General features: G+C 60.7%; 16 protein-coding genes. 2 read left to right on the plus strand and 14 right to left on the minus strand.

The annotated features are described in order from the left end of the window. Nucleotides 1–20 precede the first annotated feature (20 nt). From purF to leuC, 14 genes are all read right to left on the minus strand, one after another. Entirely contained in the window at nucleotides 21–1,526 is a 1,506-nt protein-coding gene (gene purF / locus AC1DQM_RS07065; protein WP_018928088.1) for an amidophosphoribosyltransferase, read from the minus strand. A gap of 41 nt (nucleotides 1,527–1,567) precedes the next feature. After that, nucleotides 1,568–2,128, minus strand: coding sequence for a CvpA family protein (locus AC1DQM_RS07070; protein WP_018928089.1), 561 nt, complete (start codon nucleotides 2,126–2,128; stop codon nucleotides 1,568–1,570). 98 nt (nucleotides 2,129–2,226) lie between these two features. Then, nucleotides 2,227–2,889, minus strand: a complete 663-nt coding sequence (locus AC1DQM_RS07075; protein WP_018928090.1) for an SPOR domain-containing protein — start codon at nucleotides 2,887–2,889, stop codon at nucleotides 2,227–2,229. Next, nucleotides 2,873–4,180 (minus strand): bifunctional tetrahydrofolate synthase/dihydrofolate synthase, encoded by a 1,308-nt coding sequence (gene folC, locus AC1DQM_RS07080; RefSeq protein WP_477745906.1) that lies wholly within the window; start codon nucleotides 4,178–4,180, stop codon nucleotides 2,873–2,875. Before folC ends, AC1DQM_RS07075 begins: the two co-directional genes overlap by 17 nt. Next, on the minus strand, nucleotides 4,177–5,097 hold the full coding sequence (gene accD, locus AC1DQM_RS07085; protein WP_007935172.1) for an acetyl-CoA carboxylase, carboxyltransferase subunit beta: 921 nt from the start codon (nucleotides 5,095–5,097) through the stop codon (nucleotides 4,177–4,179). Before accD ends, folC begins: the two co-directional genes overlap by 4 nt. A gap of 212 nt (nucleotides 5,098–5,309) precedes the next feature. Next, nucleotides 5,310–5,942: a phosphoribosylanthranilate isomerase gene (locus AC1DQM_RS07090; protein ID WP_018928092.1), complete on the minus strand. Its 633-nt coding sequence runs from the start codon at nucleotides 5,940–5,942 to the stop codon at nucleotides 5,310–5,312. A gap of 63 nt (nucleotides 5,943–6,005) precedes the next feature. After that, nucleotides 6,006–6,830: a tRNA pseudouridine(38-40) synthase TruA gene (truA, locus tag AC1DQM_RS07095; RefSeq protein ID WP_018928093.1), complete on the minus strand. Its 825-nt coding sequence runs from the start codon at nucleotides 6,828–6,830 to the stop codon at nucleotides 6,006–6,008. Between the two features lie 196 nt (nucleotides 6,831–7,026). After that, nucleotides 7,027–9,666, minus strand: a complete 2,640-nt coding sequence (locus tag AC1DQM_RS07100; RefSeq protein ID WP_477745907.1) for a motility hub landmark protein FimV — start codon at nucleotides 9,664–9,666, stop codon at nucleotides 7,027–7,029. Between the two features lie 208 nt (nucleotides 9,667–9,874). Continuing rightward, nucleotides 9,875–10,885, minus strand: coding sequence for an aspartate-semialdehyde dehydrogenase (locus tag AC1DQM_RS07105; RefSeq protein WP_477745908.1), 1,011 nt, complete (start codon nucleotides 10,883–10,885; stop codon nucleotides 9,875–9,877). Nucleotides 10,886–11,017: 132 nt separating this feature from the next. Then, nucleotides 11,018–12,130 carry an aspartate-semialdehyde dehydrogenase gene (gene asd / locus AC1DQM_RS07110; RefSeq protein ID WP_007935182.1) on the minus strand — a complete coding sequence of 371 codons (1,113 nt, stop codon included), beginning with the start codon at nucleotides 12,128–12,130 and terminating at the stop codon, nucleotides 11,018–11,020. A gap of 68 nt (nucleotides 12,131–12,198) precedes the next feature. Next, the gene (gene leuB, locus AC1DQM_RS07115) at nucleotides 12,199–13,281 is read right to left on the minus strand and encodes a 3-isopropylmalate dehydrogenase (RefSeq protein WP_007935187.1); all 1,083 of its coding nucleotides are present in this window, start codon (nucleotides 13,279–13,281) and stop codon (nucleotides 12,199–12,201) included. 51 nt (nucleotides 13,282–13,332) lie between these two features. Beyond that, nucleotides 13,333–14,100 carry a class I SAM-dependent methyltransferase gene (locus AC1DQM_RS07120; RefSeq protein WP_018928096.1) on the minus strand — a complete coding sequence of 256 codons (768 nt, stop codon included), beginning with the start codon at nucleotides 14,098–14,100 and terminating at the stop codon, nucleotides 13,333–13,335. An 87-nt stretch (nucleotides 14,101–14,187) separates the two neighbouring features. Continuing rightward, complete coding sequence (leuD, locus tag AC1DQM_RS07125) at nucleotides 14,188–14,832, minus strand: 3-isopropylmalate dehydratase small subunit (RefSeq protein WP_018928097.1); 645 nt, start codon at nucleotides 14,830–14,832, stop codon at nucleotides 14,188–14,190. Between the two features lie 11 nt (nucleotides 14,833–14,843). Continuing rightward, nucleotides 14,844–16,262, minus strand: a complete 1,419-nt coding sequence (leuC, locus tag AC1DQM_RS07130) for a 3-isopropylmalate dehydratase large subunit (protein ID WP_258673278.1) — start codon at nucleotides 16,260–16,262, stop codon at nucleotides 14,844–14,846. A gap of 159 nt (nucleotides 16,263–16,421) precedes the next feature. Here leuC and AC1DQM_RS07135 point away from each other — a divergent pair, with 159 nt between their 5' ends. Together AC1DQM_RS07135 and AC1DQM_RS07140 are read left to right on the plus strand one after the other, a co-directional pair. Further along, nucleotides 16,422–17,312 (plus strand): LysR family transcriptional regulator, encoded by an 891-nt coding sequence (locus tag AC1DQM_RS07135; protein ID WP_018928099.1) that lies wholly within the window; start codon nucleotides 16,422–16,424, stop codon nucleotides 17,310–17,312. An 83-nt stretch (nucleotides 17,313–17,395) separates the two neighbouring features. Next, nucleotides 17,396–20,674, plus strand: a complete 3,279-nt coding sequence (locus AC1DQM_RS07140) for a sensor domain-containing protein (RefSeq protein WP_028939637.1) — start codon at nucleotides 17,396–17,398, stop codon at nucleotides 20,672–20,674. Nucleotides 20,675–20,734: the final 60 nt, after the last annotated feature.

A 20,734-nucleotide genomic window follows, 5' to 3' on the forward strand; every position in this document is an offset into this window, starting at 1 on the left:
CCCTCAGGGCCGGTAGTTACTCAGTTGTTGTACAGATCAATGATCGCACTGACTGCCTGGGTCTTGACCTTGGAGGCATCGTTACGTGCCTGCTCGATCTTGTTCAGGTAAGCCTCGTCGACGTCGCCGGTGACGTAATGGCCGTCGAACACCGCGCAATCGAACTTGTCGATCTTGATCTTGCCGCCACCGACCGCTTCGATCAAGTCAGGCAGATCCTGATAGATCAACCAGTCAGCGCCGATCAGGTCGGCAACGTCCTGGGTCGAACGGTTATGGGCGATCAGCTCGTGAGCGCTCGGCATGTCGATGCCGTAGACGTTCGGGTAACGCACGGCCGGGGCCGCGGAGCAGAAATAGACGTTCTTGGCGCCGGCTTCGCGAGCCATCTGGATGATCTGCTTGCAGGTGGTGCCACGAACGATGGAGTCGTCCACCAGCATCACGTTCTTGCCGCGGAATTCCAGTTCGATGGCGTTGAGCTTCTGGCGTACGGATTTTTTCCGCGCAGCCTGACCCGGCATGATGAAGGTCCGACCGATGTAGCGGTTCTTCACGAAGCCTTCGCGGAACTTGACGCCCAAGTGGTTCGCCAGCTCCAGGGCCGCGGTGCGGCTGGTGTCCGGAATCGGGATGACCACGTCGATGTCGTGGTCCGGACGCTCGCGCAGGATCTTCTCGGCGAGCTTCTCGCCCATGCGCAGACGGGCCTTGTAAACCGAAACGCCATCGATGATCGAGTCCGGACGTGCCAGGTAGACGTGTTCGAAAATGCACGGGGTCAGCGACGGGTTGGTCGCGCACTGACGGGTGTGCAGCTTGCCGTCTTCAGTAATGTAGACCGCTTCGCCGGGTGCCAGGTCGCGAATCAGGGTGAAACCGAGCACGTCCAGCGAAACGCTTTCGGAGGCGATCATGTACTCGACGCCTTCATCGGTGTGACGCTGACCGAAAACGATTGGGCGGATGCCGTGCGGATCGCGGAAACCGACGATGCCATAACCGGTCACCATCGCCACGACTGCGTAACCACCGACGCAACGGTTATGCACGTCGGTGACGGCCGCGAACACGTCTTCTTCAGTCGGCTGCAACTTGCCACGCTGGGCCAGCTCGTGTGCGAACACGTTGAGCAGCACTTCCGAATCGGAGTTGGTGTTGACATGGCGCAGATCAGATTCGTAAATCTCCTTGGCCAATTGTTCAACGTTGGTCAGGTTACCGTTATGCGCCAGGGTAATGCCGTACGGCGAGTTGACGTAAAACGGTTGAGCTTCGGCCGAGGTCGAGCTGCCCGCGGTCGGATAACGCACATGGCCAATGCCCATGTGGCCGACCAGGCGCTGCATGTGACGCTGATGGAACACGTCACGCACCAGGCCATTGTCCTTGCGCAGGAATAACCGGCCATCGTGGCTGGTCACGATACCGGCAGCGTCCTGGCCGCGGTGCTGGAGGACGGTTAGCGCGTCATACAGCGCCTGATTGACGTTCGACTTACCGACGATACCGACGATGCCACACATGCGACGCAACCCCTACTTAATGGATCTGAACTGAACACAACTCACTGAGGCGTTTTGGCCGTCGGCAAGAGGTGCTCCTTGAACGGAATATCAGCGGGTACGCTGATTCCGCTGGCAAGCCACTGACTGCTCCACCCGAGGATCAGGTTTTTGGACCAGTCTGCGACCAATAGAAATTTTGGCACGAGCTGCGACTCTTTCCACCACTCGTCCTGCTGTACCGGCCCCAGGCTCAACAGCCCGACCGCCACGACCACCAGCAACACGCCACGCGCCCCGCCGAAAGCCATGCCGAGGAATCGATCGGTCCCGGATAGCCCGGTGACGCGAACCAACTCGCCGATAAGATAATTGATCATTGCGCCTACGATTAAAGTGGCGACAAACATGATGGCACAGCCCGTGATCACACGAGCCGACGGCGTAGCAATGTATCCGCCCAGGTACTCGGACAATGAACCACCGAACATCCAGGCAACGACTCCTGCGATGATCCAGGTCAGCAGCGAGAGTGCTTCCTTGACGAAGCCGCGGCTCAGACTGATCAAAGCGGAGATGGCGATGATTGCAACGATCGCCCAGTCAACCCAGGTAAATGGCACAGTGCAGCCTACAGACAGATGAGGCGGCGCATTTTAGCAGAGCCCATGGCTGTCGGTAAGCTGAGATTGTCAGTGCTTTTCAAATCGGGGTGATAGATTTAGCCGCGCTCAGGCTGGAAACGCACCACAAAACCCTTGAGGTTCTGCTGGCGACTCAACAAATCACGCAGACGATCGGCTTCCGCACGCTCGATCAGCGGCCCGACGAACACTCGATTCTTGCCATCGGCGGAGCGAATGTAGGCGTTATAGCCTTGGCTGCGCAGGGTTTTCTGCAAACTTTCAGCGCTCTCACGGCTCGCCAGGCTGGCCAGTTGCACCGACCAGCTGACCGACAGGCCATTGGCATCGACGCGACTTGGAGTAGCGACCGGCTTGGTCGGTGCAACCGCGATTGGCTGGGCAGGTGCCGGTACAGGCTTGGCAACTGGCGCTGCTGGAGGCGCGACTGGTTTGGCAGCCGGCGGCGCTGGCGCTACGGGAGCCGTTGGTGCAATCGGTGCCGACGGCGCTTGCTGCTCGGCAATTTCATCGTCGCTTGGCACAGGCTCTTGCGGCAATGCCTGTGGTTCAGGCACCGCGACCGGCTCGATCTGCACTTGCGGTAACGAGGAGGCATGCGGTGCGGCAGGCGCGTCGACCCTTACCTGGCGCTGTTCGTCCTGACGGGAAAACAGCATCGGCAAGAAAATCACCGCCAGCGCCACCAGCACCAAGGCACCGACCATGCGCTGCTTGTACGCCTTATCCAGCAAAGCCATTTGCCGCTTCCTCCGTGGAGTGCCGGGCCAGCCACTCAAGGGCCTCGGCGACACAATAAAATGATCCGAATAACAGAATCTCGTCGTCGCTCGTCGCCTGCGCGCACTGCCCTTCCAGGGCAGCAGCCACGCTGTCATAGGACGTAACCGAGGCGCCAAGGTTCTGCAACGCTGCGTGCAACTGAGCTACCGGCCGTGCCCGCGGCGAATCCAGCGGCGCGACGGCCCAATGCTGGACACTAGCATTCAATTCACCGACAACACCATCCAGGTCCTTGTCCGCCAACAACCCGAACACCGCCAGACGCTTGCCGGCCGGCGGTCGACTGGCCAGACGCCGAGCCAGATATTCTGCCGCGTGAGGGTTGTGCCCCACGTCCAGCAGCAGATTCAGACGCTTGCCCTGCCAGTCGAACTGCCGACGATCAAGACGACCGACGATCCGCGTCGCTTTCAACGCTTCAATAATCTGCGCATCCACCCAAGGCAAACCGAGCAGAAGGTAAGCCTGCAACGCCAGTGCAGCGTTTTCCATCGGCAGATCGAGCAATGGCAGATCGTGCAATTCGACCGCACACCCTTGAGCATCAACGCCGCGCCATTGCCAGTTGTAATCGGTGATACCGAGGTCGAAATCGCGCCCACGCAGGAAAAACGGGCAATTGAGCTCGCGCGCCTTATCCAGCAGAGGTTGAGGAGGATTCAGATCGCCGCACAGTGCAGGAGCGCCCCGGCGGAAGATTCCGGCCTTTTCGAAGGCCACGGATTCGCGGGTATCACCCAGGTAATCCGCATGGTCGACACCAATGCTGGTGACGAGCGCGATATCGGCATCCACCACGTTGACCGTGTCCAGGCGCCCGCCCAGGCCGACTTCCAGCACCACTGCATCGAGACCGGCCTGTTGAAACAGCCAGAACGCCGCCAGGGTGCCCATTTCGAAGTAAGTCAGGGATGTTTCGCCGCGACCCGCCTCGACCGCGGCAAAGGCTTCGCACAGCTGCGCGTCAGTGGCTTCGACACCATTGACCTGCACCCGCTCGTTGTAACGCAGCAGGTGCGGAGAATTGTAGACACCCACGTTCAGGCCCTGCGACCGCAGCAATGAAGCCACGAATGCGCAGGTAGACCCTTTGCCGTTGGTGCCGGTGACCGTGATCACCCGAGGCGCCGGCTTGCCCAGCCCCATGCGGGACGCTACCTGTTGCGAACGCTCCAACCCCATGTCGATGGCTGAAGGATGCAACTGTTCAAGGTAGGCGAGCCACTCGCCAAGGGTGCGCTCGATCATAGGTTCGCAGGTACCGGTGGGACCACGATCGGCTCGACTGGCGCGGCGACGAATTTAGGCGTCGGCTTGCCGGTCAGTTGTGCCAGCAGGTTGCCCAGACGGGGACGCAGCTCCTGACGAGGGATGATCATGTCGATCGCGCCGTGCTCCAGCAGGAACTCGCTGCGCTGGAAGCCTTCCGGCAGTTTTTCGCGAACGGTTTGTTCGATCACGCGCGGACCGGCGAAACCGATCAGGGCTTTCGGCTCACCGACGATCACGTCGCCGAGCATCGCCAGACTGGCGGAAACACCGCCGTAGACCGGGTCGGTCAGCACCGAGATGAACGGAATGCCTTCTTCGCGCAGACGTGCCAGCACCGCGGAGGTCTTGGCCATTTGCATCAGGGAGATCAGCGCTTCCTGCATCCGTGCACCACCGGAAGCGGAGAAGCAGATCATCGGGCAACGGTTTTCCAGGGCGTAGTTGGCGGCGCGCACAAAGCGCTCACCGACGATGGCACCCATCGAACCACCCATGAAGGAGAATTCGAAAGCCGACACCACGACCGGCATGCCCAGCAAGGTGCCGCTCATGGAGATCAGTGCGTCTTTTTCGCCGGTCTGCTTTTGCGCAGCGGTCAGGCGATCCTTGTACTTCTTGCCGTCACGGAATTTCAGACGGTCAACCGGCTCCAGGTCCGCGCCCAGTTCGGCACGACCTTCAGCGTCGAGGAAGATGTCGATGCGCGCGCGTGCGCCGATACGCATGTGGTGGTTGCACTTGGGGCAAACGTCCAGGGTCTTTTCCAGCTCCGGACGATACAGCACCGCCTCGCAAGACGGGCATTTGTGCCACAGACCTTCAGGCACCGAGCTCTTCTTGACCTCGGAACGCATGATCGAAGGGATCAGTTTGTCTACTAACCAGTTGCTCATGCTTTCTTTCTCCAGTACCGGCGGCCCGAACGCTCTGGTTCGCAGCCCCGCGTATGCCCTTGAGCTAAATTCATATGTGTAGCGATGATCGATGGATTGCCGGGTCAGCGAGACGCTGACCTGCGTACGACCCAAAAATTCTCAGCCATGCCTGCTTTGTGCAGGTGCACCTCTTTTGTACAGAGCAGTGGACGGCGGCAGTCTGCCAGCCGTCACATCAACGACGTGCTACCGCGTACCGCTTTGATGAATGCCTGAATCTTTGCGTGATCCTTGATGCCCTTGCTCGCCTCTACCCCTCCGCTGACGTCCACCGCGTAAGGCCGAACCCGGGCAATCGCCTCGGCGACGTTATCTGGCGTCAAGCCACCCGCCAGGATGATCGGCTTGCTCAAGCCTTGCGGTATCAGTGACCAATCGAAGGCTTCACCGGTTCCACCAGGAACACCTTCGACATAGGCGTCGAGCAAAATACCGCTGGCACTTGGGTATGCGTCACAAGCCGCCGCAATGTCATCACCGGCCTTGACCCGCAATGCCTTGATGTACGGTCGGTGCCAGCCTTCGCAATCAGCGGCGGTTTCGTCGCCATGGAACTGCAACAGGTCCAGTGGCACGGCGTCGAGGATTTCCCCCAACTCGCAACGGCTGGCGTTGACGAACAAACCCACGGTGGTCACGAACGGCGGCAAGGCCTTGATGATCGCCCTCGCCTGCTGGAACGTCACGGCCCGCGGGCTTTTGGCGTAGAACACAAATCCGATGGCATCGGCCCCGGCCTCAACCGCCGCCAACGCATCCTCTATGCGGGTAATCCCACAAATTTTGCTGCGAACGGCCGACATGTCGATAGAACCTCAGGGCAATTCCGGGAAAGTCCCGGATGGTATCAAAAGCGTTCGAAGGCGTCAGCCGTCAAGTTCCGAGAAGCCGGTGAGGAAGTGTGGGCCGATGTAACGCTCGGGCAATTCGAACTCGTCGCGATACTCGACCTGCACCAGATACAGACCAAACGGATGAGCCGTCACCCCACCGGAACGGCGAATGCGACTCTCCAGCACCTCTTTCATCCACTCCACGGGACGCTCGCCAGCACCGATAGTCATCAAGACGCCTGCGATGTTGCGCACCATGTGGTGCAGGAACGCACTGGCACGGATATCCAGCACGATCATTTTGCCATGGCGGGTAACGCGCAGGTGATGCAGCTCCTTGATCGGCGACTTGGCCTGGCACTGGCCGGCGCGAAAAGCACTGAAGTCGTGGGTGCCGACCAGATACTGGGCGGCCTCGGACATGCGCTCAACGTCCAGCGGGCGGTGGTTCCAGGTGATTTCTTCGTTCAGGTGCGCCGGGCGGATCTGATCGTTGTAGATCACGTAGCGATAGCGCCGGGCGATGGCTTTGAACCGCGCATGGAAATGCGCCGGCATGACCTTGGCCCAGCTGACGCTGATGTCGTGCGGCAAGTTGATGTTGGCACCCATGACCCAGGCCTTCATCGAGCGCTCTACCTGGGTGTCGAAATGCACCACTTGGCCGCAAGCATGCACACCGGCGTCAGTGCGCCCGGCGCAATGCAGCGACACGGGTGAGTCGGCGACTTTGGACAAGGCCTTTTCAAGAAGCTCCTGCACCGTGTCCACACCGGAGGCCTGACGTTGCCAGCCGCGATAACGCGAACCTTTGTATTCAACGCCCAACGCGATCCGGAAAAAGCCGTCGGCCGCCATTTCGGCGGCCGGATTATCTATATTTGCCAAGGGGTGACAGCCTGCTGATCTACGCAAAGGCAGGCATTATAAGGCCGCTGGACCGGGATACCAGTGTAACTGTGACACGGCGTTGAATGTACCAACCCCATCGCATCCCCCAAACAAAAACGGCAGCCTGGATGGGCTGCCGTTTTGTTTAAGCCTTACCGACGATTCACGCCAGACGCGAGAGCATTTCCTTGGCTTCGCTCTTCTGCCCCGCATCGCCCTCGGTCACCACCTCATTGAGGATGTCCCGAGCACCGTCATTGTCGCCCATGTCGATGTAGGCCTGGGCCAGGTCGAGTTTGGTGGCGACTTCGTCAGCGCCAGAGAGGAAATCGAGCTCGTCATCTGACGCGGCCAACGCATCTTCCTCGGTGAAGCTTGGCTCGCCGAGGCTCTGGGACAAACGATCCAGCTCGGCATTGACGTCGTTGAGTTCGCTTTCAAAGGCGTCAGGCTTATCCGGGGCGGCGTCCATTTCATCGGCCAGCGACAGATCGAAATCAGCCGGCAACTCCAGATCGTCGAGCGGCGCCTCGGTCACCTTTGGCGCCTCAGTGACGGTCGGCACTTCAGCGACAGGCAAGTCCTTGAGGTCGCCATCCAGGCTCAGCAGGAAGTCGTCTTCAGCCAGAGTCTCCGGGGAAGCATCGCCGCCCAGATCCATGTCCAGGTCGAAGTCCGACAGGTCGTCGAGGCTTTCCTTGATTTCAGTCTGTTGTTGCAACACCGACTCAAAGCTCAGGTCGTCGTCCAGCGGAAACTCATCCAGCTCAGCCAGAGACTCTGGTTCTGGCTCAGGCTGTGGCTGCGGTGCTGGCTCGACTGCAACCGCAGGCGTGATCGGAGTAGCCGCTTCCAGATCGTCGAGACTCAGATCGAAAGCACTGTCAAAGTCAGCCAATGCCGGTTCCGGGGCTTGCGGCTCGTCCAGCAGCAGGTCCTTGACGTACTGTGCGTCCAGCTCGGCGGCGATAGCTGCGGCGGCCAGACCACCCACCGCCGCGACCACCATGGCCGGGAAGCGGCTTTTCAGCTGTTCGACCCGGGCGAAGTTGTCGCCGTTGGCCACCAGTTGACGCTCCTGAGCGACGAACGCATCGCGATCGCCCTGCTGACCGTAGACTTCCATCAGCTTCAGGCGCAGGTCGCTGCGTTGCGGCTCTTGCTTGATAGCGTCTTCCAGCAGCGCGGCAGCCTGATTCAGGCGACCAGCCGCGATGTGCGACTGAGCCTGGACCAAGACGTCGTCAGAGCGTTCGGCGGCAGGCGCAACCAACGGTGCAGCGATCGGTGGCGTCATCACAACCGGGGCAATCACCGGGGCCGGTGCAGGTGCAGGCGTTGGTGCGGTCGCGAGTTTCACGCTTGGCGGCGGGACTTCCAGACCTTCGAAGCTGCTTTCCGGCAGGTCGAGGTCGGCGGAGAACTCTTGCTCCTCAGCCAAGGCACGGGCCATGCGCAGATGTTTTTCTGCTTCTTGCTGAGCTTTGCGGCGACGGGCCAGCAACAGCAGCAAGAGCAGCAGAACCACTGCACCGCCACCCACCAGACCCAGCAGGATCGGGTTGGTCAGCAGTTCGTTGAATTTCTGCTCGTCGGACGCCACAGGCGTCGGCTCGACGGCTGGCGCCGGAACGACTTCCGGCGCAGGAGCCGCCGGAGTCACTTCAACAGGCGTTGCCGCCGGGCTGGCTGCCAGCTCGGCCGACATCGCCGGAGCGGTCGTAGCCGCCGGTGCGCCCGCGCCGCCTTCGGCTTGCAGCTTGGCCAACTGATTATTCTTCAGTTCGATCAGGCGCTGCAGCTTGTCCAGCTGGCTTTGCAGGTCGTTCATGCGGCTTTTCAGTTCAGCGTTGTCACGGCGAGCCGTGTCGAGGCTTTCCTGGGTCACGGCCAGCTTGTTGCTCAAGGCTTTCGCATCACCGGCGGCACCTTTGCCACGGCCCTTGCCGGTGTCGGCAGAGACCAGGCTCAGCTTGTCCGTGGCGACTTGCGACGAAGCGCCATCACCGCGAGCACGCTTGGTGGCATCGAGTTGCTGCTGCCCGCTTCCAGGCTTCGCCACATAGCGACGACCGTGGCGCCATGCAGAGTTCTGCGCCGCGACTTCAGCGATGGCCTTGGGTTGCGGCAGGCTGGCGCTTTGCACCTGATCCGGCAGACGCAGCACCTGACCGGCTTTCAGCCGGTTGATGTTGCCGTCGATAAAGGCATCCGGGTTCAGCGCCTGGATGGCCAGCATGGTTTGCTGGATCGATCCACCGTTACGCGCCTTCGCGGCGATTTCCCATAAGGTATCGCGCGACGTGGTGGTGTATTGCGTCGATTTGGTCGCGCCGGTGACTGGCGCGGTCACCGCCTGGGCTGGCGCCGGTTGCGCGGCGGCATCGGCGGTTTGCGGCGAGAATTTTGACGGATCGAGCAGCACGCTGTAATCACGCAGCAGACGACCGCTTGGCCACATCACCTGAACCAGGAATTTCACCATCGGTTCGGACAGCGGTTTGCTGGAGGTGATGCGCAGGATGCTTTTGCCGCTGGCGTTAAGCACCGGTGTGAAAGTCAGGTCGTTGAGGAACGCCTGACGATCGACACCGGCCTTGGCGAAATCTTCGGGCGAGGCCAGGCTCGGCACCACTTCGGCAGCCGTGAGATCCTTGACGTCGAGCAACTCGATTTCTGCTACCAGAGGCTGGTTCAGCGTCGATTTCAGGGTCAATTCCCCAAGCCCGAGGGCATGCGCCATACCGGAGGACAGCGCCGAGGCGGCCGCTATTGCTAACACCAGTTTGCGAACTTGAACCATAGCCTCATCCTTTGTTTGAACATTCCTCGGCCAGCGAGAAGGTATTGATTGCCGCTGCCGTAAGGCGTTGCGCGCGACGGCGAAGGGTCGTCGCGCGCGATCGTTTCATTCATGCGACGAAAGCCCTGCGGGATGGCTCGCCTCAAGCATTCCAGCCAAACATGGTGTTCGGCTGGAACCACTAGAAAAAATTGTTGCCAAGTATCTTTTACAGCAGGTCTTTTATCAACAATTCAGCCACCTGCACAGCATTGAGCGCGGCGCCTTTGCGTACGTTATCTGACGTCAGCCACATGTTAAGTTCCGCCGGGTCGTCGATCCCGCTGCGAACCCGACCAACGTAAACCACGTCCTGCCCTACCGCATCGCCTACCGGAGTCGGGTAATCGCCCGCCTCGACCAGCTCGATACCGGGCGCCGCTTCCAGTGCCGCGTTGACTTTCGCCAGGTCGACAGCGCTCGATGACTGCAAGGTCACGCTATAGCTATCGCCAAAAAACACCGGGGCTTGAATGCAAGTGACGGAAATCTTTAATAAAGGCAGCGACAAGACCTGACGCAGCTCGCGCACCAGACGCTTTTCCAGCAACGTGTGGCCCTGAGCATCGGGCGCACCGACTTGCGCCAACAGGTTAAAAGCCATCTGTCGATCGAAGAAAGCCGGCTCCAGCGGACGCACGTTGAGCAGTTCGGCGGTTTGCCGGGCCAGCTCGCTGACCGCTTCGCGGCCCTGGGCAGAGACCGCCAGGCACGCCGTCAGGCTGATGCGTTGCAAGTCGAGCAAATCGAGCAGCGGCGCCAGCACCACCGCCAGCGCTGTCGCCGAAGGGCTTGGGCTGCTGACCTGGAAGGGCTTTTTCAGGCCGGTAAGAATTGCAGCATTGGCCTCGGGCACCACTTGCGGCGCCTGATCGGCCGGCAACGCGCCGGACAGGTCGATCAGCGAGCAACCGGCGGCCGTAGCGCGCGGGGCGAAACTGAGGGTCACCGCCGGACCGGCGGCGAAGAACACCAACTGGACTTTGCTGAAGTCGAACTCATCGACTTCGCGCACCCGCACGTTCTTGCCGCGAAACGGCACCGAGTGTCCGGCCGATTCACTGCTCGCCAGCAGGTGCAGATTGCCGACCGGGAAGTCGCGTTCTTCGAGAATCTGGACGAGTGTTTCGCCGACAGTACCGGTGGCGCCGATCACGGCAATATCGAAGGACTGGCTCATGGTTCTACCTCTGGCGAAACGGGGGGAGCGGCACTTTACCGGGTGGTTGGCGGTGAGGCAATTCACGCCATCGGTGGACAAAAAAAACCCGCACCTCTTTCAAGGCACGGGTTCTTTCATTGCATCAATAGATCAACGCTCAAGCAGGATCCGCAGCATGCGACGCAGCGGCTCGGCCGCGCCCCACAGCAGTTGGTCGCCAACGGTGAAGGCACCGACGAATTGCGAACCCATGTTCAGCTTGCGCAGACGACCGACCGGCACGTTCAGGGTGCCGGTGACTTTCGTCGGGCTCAGCTCCTGCATGCTGATTTCACGGTTGTTCGGCACCAGCTTGACCCAAGGGTTGTGCTGGCTGATCAGCCCTTCGATATCAGCGATCGGCACGTCTTTGTTCAGCTTGATGGTCAGCGCCTGGCTGTGGCAACGCATGGCGCCGATGCGCACGCAGATACCGTCCACCGGGATCGGGCTCTTGAAGCGACCGAGGATTTTGTTGGTTTCGGCCTGGGCCTTCCACTCTTCACGGCTCTGGCCGTTCGGCAGTTCCTTGTCGATCCACGGGATCAGGCTGCCGGCCAGCGGTACGCCGAAGTTTTCGGTCGGGTACGCGTCGCTGCGCATGGCTTCGGCAACACGGCGGTCGATGTCGAGGATGGCGCTGGCCGGATCGGCCAGTTGATCGGCGACAGCGCCGTGGGTCACACCCATTTGCTTGATCAGCTCACGCATGTGCTGCGCGCCGCCACCGGAGGCCGCCTGATAGGTCATGGCGCTCATCCACTCCACCAGACCGGCTTCAAACAGACCGCCCAGGCCCATCAGCATCAGGCTGACGGTGCAGTTGCCGCCGATGTAGTTCTTGGTGCCCGCGTCGAGCTGCTGGTCGATAACCTTGCGGTTCACCGGGTCCAGCACGATCACCGCGTCATCCTGCATGCGCAGGCTGGAAGCGGCGTCGATCCAGTAACCCTGCCAGCCGGCTTCGCGCAGCTTCGGGAACACTTCGCTGGTGTAGTCGCCACCTTGGCAGGTCAGAATCACGTCGAGGGTTTTCAGCTCTTCAATGCTGTAAGCGTCCTTGAGCGGAGCAATGTCCTTGCCCACGGACGGGCCTTGGCCACCGACATTGGAAGTGGTGAAAAACACCGGCTCGATAAGATCGAAATCCTGCTCTTCCAGCATCCGCTGCATGAGCACGGAACCGACCATGCCGCGCCAACCGATCAGACCTACACGTTTCATCGCAACTACACCTTCTTGAAAAGTGGGCCGCTGCTTTCAAGGTTGAAAATTGCAGCGGGCCAGAGAGATTACAGATTCCGCAGCGCGGCGACTACTGCGTCGCCCATTTCCTGCGTACCGACCTTGGTGCAACCAGCCGACCAGATGTCTCCCGTACGCAGACCCTGATCCAAAACCAGGCTCACGGCCTTCTCGATGGCGTCGGCCGCATCCTGCAGATTGAAGCTGTAACGCAGCATCATCGACACCGACAAAATGGTCGCCAACGGGTTGGCAATGCCCTTGCCAGCGATGTCTGGCGCCGAACCGTGGCACGGCTCGTACATGCCTTTGTTGTTGGCATCCAGCGACGCCGACGGCAGCATGCCGATGGAACCGGTGAGCATCGACGCTTCGTCGGAAAGAATGTCGCCGAACAGGTTGTCGGTGACGATCACGTCGAACTGCTTCGGCGCACGCACCAGTTGCATGGCGGCGTTGTCGACGTACATGTGGCTCAGTTCGACGTCCGGGTAGTCCTTGGCCACTTGCTCGACGATTTCACGCCACAGCTGGCTGGAGGCCAGCACGTTGGCCTTGTCCACCGAGCACAGCTTCTTGCCGCGTACGCGCGCCATGTCGAAACCGACACGGGCGATACGGCGGATTTCAGTTTCGCTGTATGGCAGCGTGTCGTAGGCCTGACGCTCGCCGTTTTCCAGCTCGCGCACGCCACGTGGCGCGCCGAAGTAGATACCGCCGGTCAGTTCACGGACGATCAGGATGTCCAGGCCGGCAACGATTTCTGCCTTCAGGCTGGAAGCCTCGGCCAGTTGCGGGTACAGGATCGCCGGACGCAGGTTGCCGAACAGGCCCAGTTGCGCACGGATTTTCAGCAGACCGCGCTCAGGGCGGATGTCACGCTCGATGGTGTCCCATTTCGGGCCGCCCACGGCGCCCAGCAGCACAGCATCGGCTGCGCGCGCACGGGCCAGGGTCTCATCGGCCAGCGGCACGCCGTGCTTGTCGATGGCGGCGCCACCGATCACGTCATGGCTCAGTTCGAAGCCCAGGCTGTACTTGTCGTTCGCCAGCTCCAGCACCTTGACCGCTTCGGCCATGATTTCCGGGCCAATACCGTCGCCTGGGAGAATCAGAATCTGCTTGCTCATGCTTTCCTCATGTCATCAGTCGGCGCGCCCTGGGGCGCGCCCGGAAAAATTCTATCGTTCAGCCATCAGCACCAGCACATCGGTGCTGAACGAACCATCGGCCTCAATCTCAAAATATTCGCGCACCTCGTTGCCCATCGATTGCTGCAACTCTAGGATCGCCGCGCGCATCACCTGCGGCGTACGCATGCGCTCGACCCAGGAGGTGTACTCCAGGCGCAACCGTTGACGCGTGGTACTGCGGGTATGCAACCCCGCTTCGCTGACCTGACGCAACCACTCGCCCGCAGAATAATCGCGCACGTGACTGGTGTCGCGCAGCACTTCGACGCTTTGCAGGTAAGTGTCGAACAACGGGCTGCCCGGCGACAACACATCGATGAACGCCGCCACCCCGCCCGGCTTCAGCACCCGGCGAACTTCGCGCAGGGCCACACCGAGGTCGCTCCAATGGTGCGCCGAATAGCGGCTGAAGACGAAGTCGAACTCGCCATCGGCGAATGGCAGACGCTCGGCGGCGCCGTTGACCGTGGTCACATTGCTCAAACCCCGGTCGACAGCGGCGGAGGCGACTACATCGAGCATCTGCTGGGACAGGTCGTAAGCGACTACTTCCCTGACCAGCGAGGCCACATGAAAACTCACATGACCGGCGCCGCAACCCAGGTCCAGTACCCGGGCATCGCCCTGCCCCGCCAGTTCAGCCTGTAGCAGCGCGAACTCGGTGCCTTGAGCGTGTACGGCGCTGCTCAGATAGGCCGAGGCCTGTTCACCGAATTGTTTTTGGACTACCTGGCTGTGCTGCGCGGTGCTGGTCATCGGGACTTCCTTTTTAGGTTTAACCTTGCGCTGTCTGGGCCTGCCCGCGAAGAGGCCGGCCCTGATTACATCGATTCCAGATCAATCTCAGGCGTCGCGAAACAACCATGGCTGGCTCGCGCGGTGCTTGGCTTCAAACGTGGCAATCGCCTCGTGATCCTGCAAAGTCAGGCCGATATCGTCCAGGCCATTGAGCAGGCAGTGCTTACGGAAGGCATCGATCTCGAAGCTCAGCACTTTGCCGTCCGGACGGGTCACGGTCTGGGCCTGCAGATCGATCTGCAACTGGTAGCCCGGGTTCGCTTCAACCTGCTTGAACAGCTCATCGACTTCAGCGTCGCTCAAGATGATCGGCAGCAAGCCGTTCTTGAAGCTGTTGTTGAAGAAGATGTCGGCGTAGCTCGGCGCGATGATGCTGCGGAAACCGTACTCTTCCAGTGCCCACGGCGCGTGCTCGCGGCTGGAGCCGCAACCGAAGTTCTCGCGGGCCAGCAACACGCTGGCGCCTTGATAACGCTCGGCGTTGAGGACGAAGTCCTTGTTCAGCGGGCGCTTGGAGTTGTCCTGATACGGCTGGCCAACGTCCAGATAACGCCATTCATCGAACAGGTTCGGACCGAAACCGGTGCGCTTGATCGACTTCAAGAACTGCTTCGGGATGATCTGGTCGGTGTCGACGTTGGCACGATCCAAAGGCGCGACAAGACCAGTGTGCTGGGTAAAAGCTTTCATGCTGCGCTCCTTTAGATCAATTCACGGACGTCGACGAAACGACCGTTCACAGCGGCGGCGGCGGCCATGGCCGGGCTGACGAGGTGGGTACGACCACCGGCGCCCTGACGGCCTTCGAAGTTACGGTTGGAGGTCGACGCGCAATGCTCGCCCGATTCCAAACGGTCCGGGTTCATCGCCAGGCACATCGAGCAGCCAGGCTCACGCCATTCAAAACCGGCCTCGATAAAAATCTTGTCCAGGCCTTCGGATTCAGCCTGAGCCTTCACCAGCCCCGAACCCGGCACCACGATGGCTTGCTTGATGGTCGAAGCCACTTTGCGGCCCTTGGCGATCACCGCGGCGGCGCGCAGGTCTTCGATCCGCGAGTTGGTGCAGGAACCAATGAATACGCGGTCCAGCTGAATGTCGGTGATCGCCTGATTGGCGGTCAAACCCATGTATTTCAAGGCGCGTTCGATGGAGTCACGCTTGACCAGGTCCATTTCCTTGGCCGGATCCGGCACGTTCTGGTCCACGGCCAACACCATCTCAGGCGAGGTGCCCCAGCTGACTTGCGGCTTGATCTGAGAGGCATCGAGCTCGACGACGGTGTCGAACTTGGCATCCGCATCGGAGACCAGGTCTTTCCAGGCTTCGACGGCCAAATCCCATTCCGCGCCCTTCGGAGCAAATGGACGGCCCTTGACGTAAGCCACGGTTTTTTCGTCGGCGGCCACCAGGCCAACACGGGCGCCGGCTTCGATGGACATGTTGCAGATGGTCATGCGGCCTTCAACGGACAGGTCGCGAATCGCGCTACCGGCGAATTCGATGGCGTGGCCATTACCGCCGGCGGTGCCGATCTTGCCGATTACGGCGAGGACGATGTCCTTGGCGGTCACGCCGAACGGCAATTTGCCCTCGACCAACACCAGCATGTTCTTCATTTTCTTGGCGACCAGGCACTGAGTGGCGAGCACGTGCTCGACCTCGGAGGTGCCGATACCGTGAGCCAGGGCACCGAATGCGCCGTGGGTCGAGGTGTGGGAGTCACCGCAGACCACGGTCATGCCCGGCAAGGTGGCACCCTGCTCCGGGCCGATGACGTGGACGATGCCTTGGCGGACGTCATTCATCTTGAATTCGACGATGCCGTATTCGTCACAGTTATCGTCGAGGGTCTGAACCTGCAAACGCGAGACCTGGTCGACGATCGCTTCGATGCCGCCCTTGCGCTCCGGGGTGGTCGGTACGTTGTGGTCCGGGGTCGCGATGTTGGCATCGATGCGCCAAGGCTTGCGCCCGGCCAGACGCAGGCCTTCGAAGGCTTGCGGCGAGGTCACTTCGTGGATGATGTGACGATCGATGTAGATCAGCGCAGAGCCATCGTCGCGCTGCTTGACCAAATGCGAATCCCAGAGCTTGTCGTAGAGCGTTTTGCCGGCCATCAGACGGTTTCCTCATCAGCTTGTTTCTATGCCCCGGATCTTGAGTAATTCAATAACCCCTTGGCTTGTGAGGTCGATCCTAGGGGGTTACATTAAATAACTCAAATTCATATTTTTTATGCTTTGCATAACCAACTGGAATGCCACTGAGACCTCATTATGGACCTCGCCAACCTCAACGCCTTTATCGCGATTGCCGAGACCGGAAGCTTCTCCGGCGCCGGCGAACGGCTGCACCTGACGCAACCGGCCATCAGCAAGCGCATCGCCGGGCTGGAGCAGCAATTGAAGGTGCGACTGTTCGATCGACTGGGCCGGGAAGTCGGCCTGACCGAAGCCGGCCGCGCCTTGCTGCCACGGGCCTATCAGATCCTCAATGTACTGGATGACACCCGCCGCGCCCTGACCAACCTGACTGGCGAAGTGACCGGTCGTCTGACATTGGCCACCAGCCATCACATCGGCCTGCATCGCTTGCCGCCCTTATTAAGGGAGTTCACCCGACGTTACCCGCAGGTAGCGCTGGATATTCAGTTCCTCGATTCGGAAGTGGCCTACGAAGAAATCCTCCATGGCCGCGCTGAACTGGCAGTCATCACCCTTGCACCGGAACCTCACACATTGGTCAAGGCCACGCCCGTGTGGGACGACCCGCTGGATTTCGTGGCCGCCCCGGAGCATCCGCTGATCAGCAACGGTGCGGTCAGCCTGGCGGACATTGCCCTGCACCCCGCGGTTTTCCCCGGCGGCAACACCTTTACCCACCACATCGTGCAACGCCTGTTCGAGGCCCAGGGCCTGACGCCGAACATCGCCATGAGCACCAATTATCTGGAGACCATCAAGATGATGGTCTCGATCGGCCTGGCCTGGAGCGTTTTGCCGCGCACCATGCTGGATGAGCAAGTGGCGCGCATACCTTTGCCGGGCATACAACTCACTCGCCAGCTAGGCTATATCCTGCACACCGAACGGACGCTGTCGAACGCGGCAAAGGCCTTCATGGCTTTGCTGGATGCACAAATCGATCAGCCAGGGACTCGCGGCTAAGCTGTGCTTCTTCTTTTGTGCTACGCCTATAGAGCCCCAAAACCCTGTGCCTAACGCCCAATTCAGCCCAAGGCCTGTCATCCATGCCCAAATCTGTTGAACGTATGCCGCCAATGCCGCGAATTCAGGCAATTGACCCAAAACGGTCCGAGCAGAGCTGGGAAAGCGCCCCACAGTTGCTCGCGGCCCTCAATGGTGCCCGACTGGGCGCCTGGTATTGGGACATCGAGCGCGGGCAGATCAGCTGGTCACGGGGTACTCAGGCGTTGTTCGGCTTCGATCCCCGGCAACCGTTGCCCGAGGATCTGGAATACCTCGACCTGCTGCCCCAGGAGGATCGGGCGAAAGCCATCCGCGCCTTCAATGCAGTGATCGCCGGCGCTCCGCTGGAGCAGGCCATGCACCACCGCATCCGCTGGCCCGACGGCAGCCTGCACTGGCTGGAAATCAACGGCAGCCTGCTACCGGACAAAAACGGCCGGCCACGAATGATCGGGGTCATCCGTGAAATCACCCACCAGCGCCAGCGTGAACAAGCGCTGAGCAGCTCGGAAAAACGCTTCGCCACGCTGTTCCACCTGTGCCCGAACATGGTGCTGCTGACCCGTCAGGAAGACGGCCTGATCAGCGAAGCCAACCAGTATTTCGAAAGCCTGTTCGGCTGGCCGGTGCAAGACGCAATCGGCAGAACCACACTGGAGCTGGGTCTTTGGGTCAACCCGGAGCAACGGGCGGAACTGGTCAAGGCCACCAAGGCCAAAGGTGAGCTGATCAACATGGAGGTGCAATTTCGCGCCAGCAACGGGCAGGTTCACGACGGCATTCTCAGCGCGCAAAAGGTCGAGCTCGAAGGCCAGCCCTATCTGCTGAGCACATTCCTTGACACCACCGAACGAAAAATCGCCGAGCACGCCCTCAAAGACAGCCAGGAACGCCTCGACCTGGCCCTGGATTCAGCACAACTCGGCACTTGGGACTGGCACATCCCCAGCGGCATGCTTTATGGCTCGGCGCGGGCCGCCCAGCTGCATGGTCTGGAGCCCAAACCCTTCCATGAATCCTTCGATGCGTTTTTCGAAGGTGTACCCGGTGAAGAACGCGACACCATGCGCGACGCTTACCGCAGCTTACGCGAAGGCCCCGCCGGCAATTATCAACTGACGTACCGCGTGCAGCTGCCGGACGGTAGTTCGCGCTACCTGGAAAGCCGCGCCAGACTCTACCGCGATGATGACGGCAACCCGCTGCGCATGGCCGGCACATTGCTGGACATCACCGAGCAAGTAGAGCGCGAACAGCAACTGATAGCGTCGGAAGAGAAATTCGCCACGTTGTTCCAGGTCAGCCCCGACCCGATCTGCGTCACGCGTCAGGACACCGGCCACTTCATCGAGATCAACTCCAGCTTCACCCAGACGTTCGGCTGGAGCACCACCGACGTCATCGGTCGCAGCGCCGACGAAATCGGCCTGTGGGACGCCTCGGCGAAAAGCCTGCAAAGGATTGAGCGAGTCATCCGCGAACAGGGCCTGAACAATGTGGCGATCATCGTTCAACACAAGGACGGGCAATCCCTGACCTGCGTGATCTCCAGCCGCCAGATCAGCGTCGGCGACCAGCCGTGCATCGTCACCACCCTGCGCGACATCACCCAACAGCAACGCTCGGAAGCGGCGCTCAAGGCCAGCGAAGAGAAGTTCGCCAAGGCCTTCCACTCAAGCCCCGACGCCATCACCATTACCGAGCGCGACACTGGACGCTATCTGGAGGTTAACGACGGCTTCTGCCGCCTGACCGGCTACCGTGCCGATGAAGTGGTGGGCCGCACGGTGTATCAGGTCGGCATCTGGGCCGAGGAGAAACAACGCTCGGCGTTGCTGGCCGAACTACAGATCAAGGGCCGGGTTCACCACCTGGAAATGCTCGGGCGCAACAAACGCGGCGAGTTGCTGACCGTCGAAGTCTCGGTGGAACCGATCACCCTCAACGAAACCGCCTGCCTGCTGCTGACCGCCCGGGACGTCAGCCTGCTGAAAAATGCCGAAGCGCAGATCCGTCACCTGGCCTACCACGACCCGCTGACCAACCTGCCGAACCGCGCGCTGCTGATGGACCGCCTGAGCCAGCAGATCGCCCTGCTCAAGCGCCACAACTTGCGTGGCGCCCTGATGTTCCTCGACCTCGACCACTTCAAGCACATCAACGACTCCCTCGGCCACCCGGTGGGCGATACAGTGCTGAAAATCATCACCGCGCGCCTTGAAGCCAGCGTACGCATGGAAGACACCGTCGCACGCCTGGGCGGCGATGAGTTCGTGGTGCTGCTCAGTGGCCTGGAAGGCTCACGCAGCGACGTCAGCGCTCAAGTCCGGGAACTGGCGGATACCTTGCGCGAATTGCTGTCCGAACCGATGTTCCTCGATGGACAGCGCCTGCAAGTGACGCCGAGCATCGGCATCGCGCTGATCCCCGACCACGGCTCGACCCCGACCGATCTGTTAAAACGCGCCGATATCGCCCTCTATCGCGCCAAGGACTCGGGCCGCAACACGACGCAGATGTATCACAACACCATGCAGAAGGCCGCCAGCGAACGCCTGCGCATGGAAACCGACCTGCGCCTGGCCCTTTCCCGGGGTGAATTCAGCGTGCAATACCAGCCTCAGGTGGACGCCCGCAACAACCGCATTACCGGCGCCGAAGCCCTGGTGCGTTGGCACCATCCGCAACTGGGCGCGCAATCGCCGACCGAGTTCATCAAGGTGCTGGAAGACAGCGGGCTGATTCTGGAAGTCGGCACATGGATCCTCGACGAAGCCTGTGCGGCCTTCAAAAGCCTGATCGCCAAAGGCCTGATCGACCCGCTCAATTTCAGCCTGTGCGTGAATATCAGCCCGCGACAATTCCGTCAGAACGACTTCGTCGAACGCATCGAGCACAGCCTCGGCAGCCACGACCTGCCCTGCTCGTTGCTGAAACTGGAAATCACCGAAGGCATCGTCATCCAGAACCTGGACGACACCATCAGCAAAATGCGTCGCCTGAAAAAACTCGGCGTGAGCTTTGCCATGGACGATTTCGGTACCGGCTATTCCTCGCTGACCTACCTCAAGCGCCTGCCGGTCGACACCCTGAAAATCGACCAGTCGTTCATCCGCGACGCCACCACCGACCCCAACGATGCCGAAATCATTCGCGCCATCGTCGCCATGGCCCGCAGCCTGGAGCTGGAAGTGATTGCCGAAGGGGTTGAAACCGAGGAGCAACTGGAGTTCTTGCAAGGGCTGGGCTGCCATTTGTATCAGGGGTATTTGCACAGCAGGCCGTTGCTGGTGGAGGAGTTTCAGAAACTGCTCAAATAGTCCGCATGGGAGACGTTCCGTAACAGGTGCTCCAATTGCCAGTTTTTCTTGCAACCTGTA

This window comes from Pseudomonas sp. 01L34, assembly GCF_056400265.1.

What these genes read in the sequence shown, in the direction of transcription:
- purF (WP_018928088.1), bottom strand. Translation starts at nt 1,526, where the DNA reads ATGTGTGGCATCGTCGGTATCGTCGGTAAGTCGAACGTCAATCAGGCG.
- AC1DQM_RS07075 (WP_018928090.1), bottom strand. Translation starts at nt 2,889, where the DNA reads ATGGCTTTGCTGGATAAGGCGTACAAGCAGCGCATGGTCGGTGCCTTG.
- folC (WP_477745906.1), bottom strand. Translation starts at nt 4,180, where the DNA reads ATGATCGAGCGCACCCTTGGCGAGTGGCTCGCCTACCTTGAACAGTTG.
- accD (WP_007935172.1), bottom strand. Translation starts at nt 5,097, where the DNA reads ATGAGCAACTGGTTAGTAGACAAACTGATCCCTTCGATCATGCGTTCC.
- AC1DQM_RS07090 (WP_018928092.1), bottom strand. Translation starts at nt 5,942, where the DNA reads ATGTCGGCCGTTCGCAGCAAAATTTGTGGGATTACCCGCATAGAGGAT.
- truA (WP_018928093.1), bottom strand. Translation starts at nt 6,830, where the DNA reads ATGGCGGCCGACGGCTTTTTCCGGATCGCGTTGGGCGTTGAATACAAA.
- AC1DQM_RS07100 (WP_477745907.1), bottom strand. Translation starts at nt 9,666, where the DNA reads ATGGTTCAAGTTCGCAAACTGGTGTTAGCAATAGCGGCCGCCTCGGCG.
- AC1DQM_RS07105 (WP_477745908.1), bottom strand. Translation starts at nt 10,885, where the DNA reads ATGAGCCAGTCCTTCGATATTGCCGTGATCGGCGCCACCGGTACTGTC.
- asd (WP_007935182.1), bottom strand. Translation starts at nt 12,130, where the DNA reads ATGAAACGTGTAGGTCTGATCGGTTGGCGCGGCATGGTCGGTTCCGTG.
- leuB (WP_007935187.1), bottom strand. Translation starts at nt 13,281, where the DNA reads ATGAGCAAGCAGATTCTGATTCTCCCAGGCGACGGTATTGGCCCGGAA.
- AC1DQM_RS07120 (WP_018928096.1), bottom strand. Translation starts at nt 14,100, where the DNA reads ATGACCAGCACCGCGCAGCACAGCCAGGTAGTCCAAAAACAATTCGGT.
- leuD (WP_018928097.1), bottom strand. Translation starts at nt 14,832, where the DNA reads ATGAAAGCTTTTACCCAGCACACTGGTCTTGTCGCGCCTTTGGATCGT.
- leuC (WP_258673278.1), bottom strand. Translation starts at nt 16,262, where the DNA reads ATGGCCGGCAAAACGCTCTACGACAAGCTCTGGGATTCGCATTTGGTC.
- AC1DQM_RS07135 (WP_018928099.1), top strand. Translation starts at nt 16,422, where the DNA reads ATGGACCTCGCCAACCTCAACGCCTTTATCGCGATTGCCGAGACCGGA.
- AC1DQM_RS07140 (WP_028939637.1), top strand. Translation starts at nt 17,396, where the DNA reads ATGCCCAAATCTGTTGAACGTATGCCGCCAATGCCGCGAATTCAGGCA.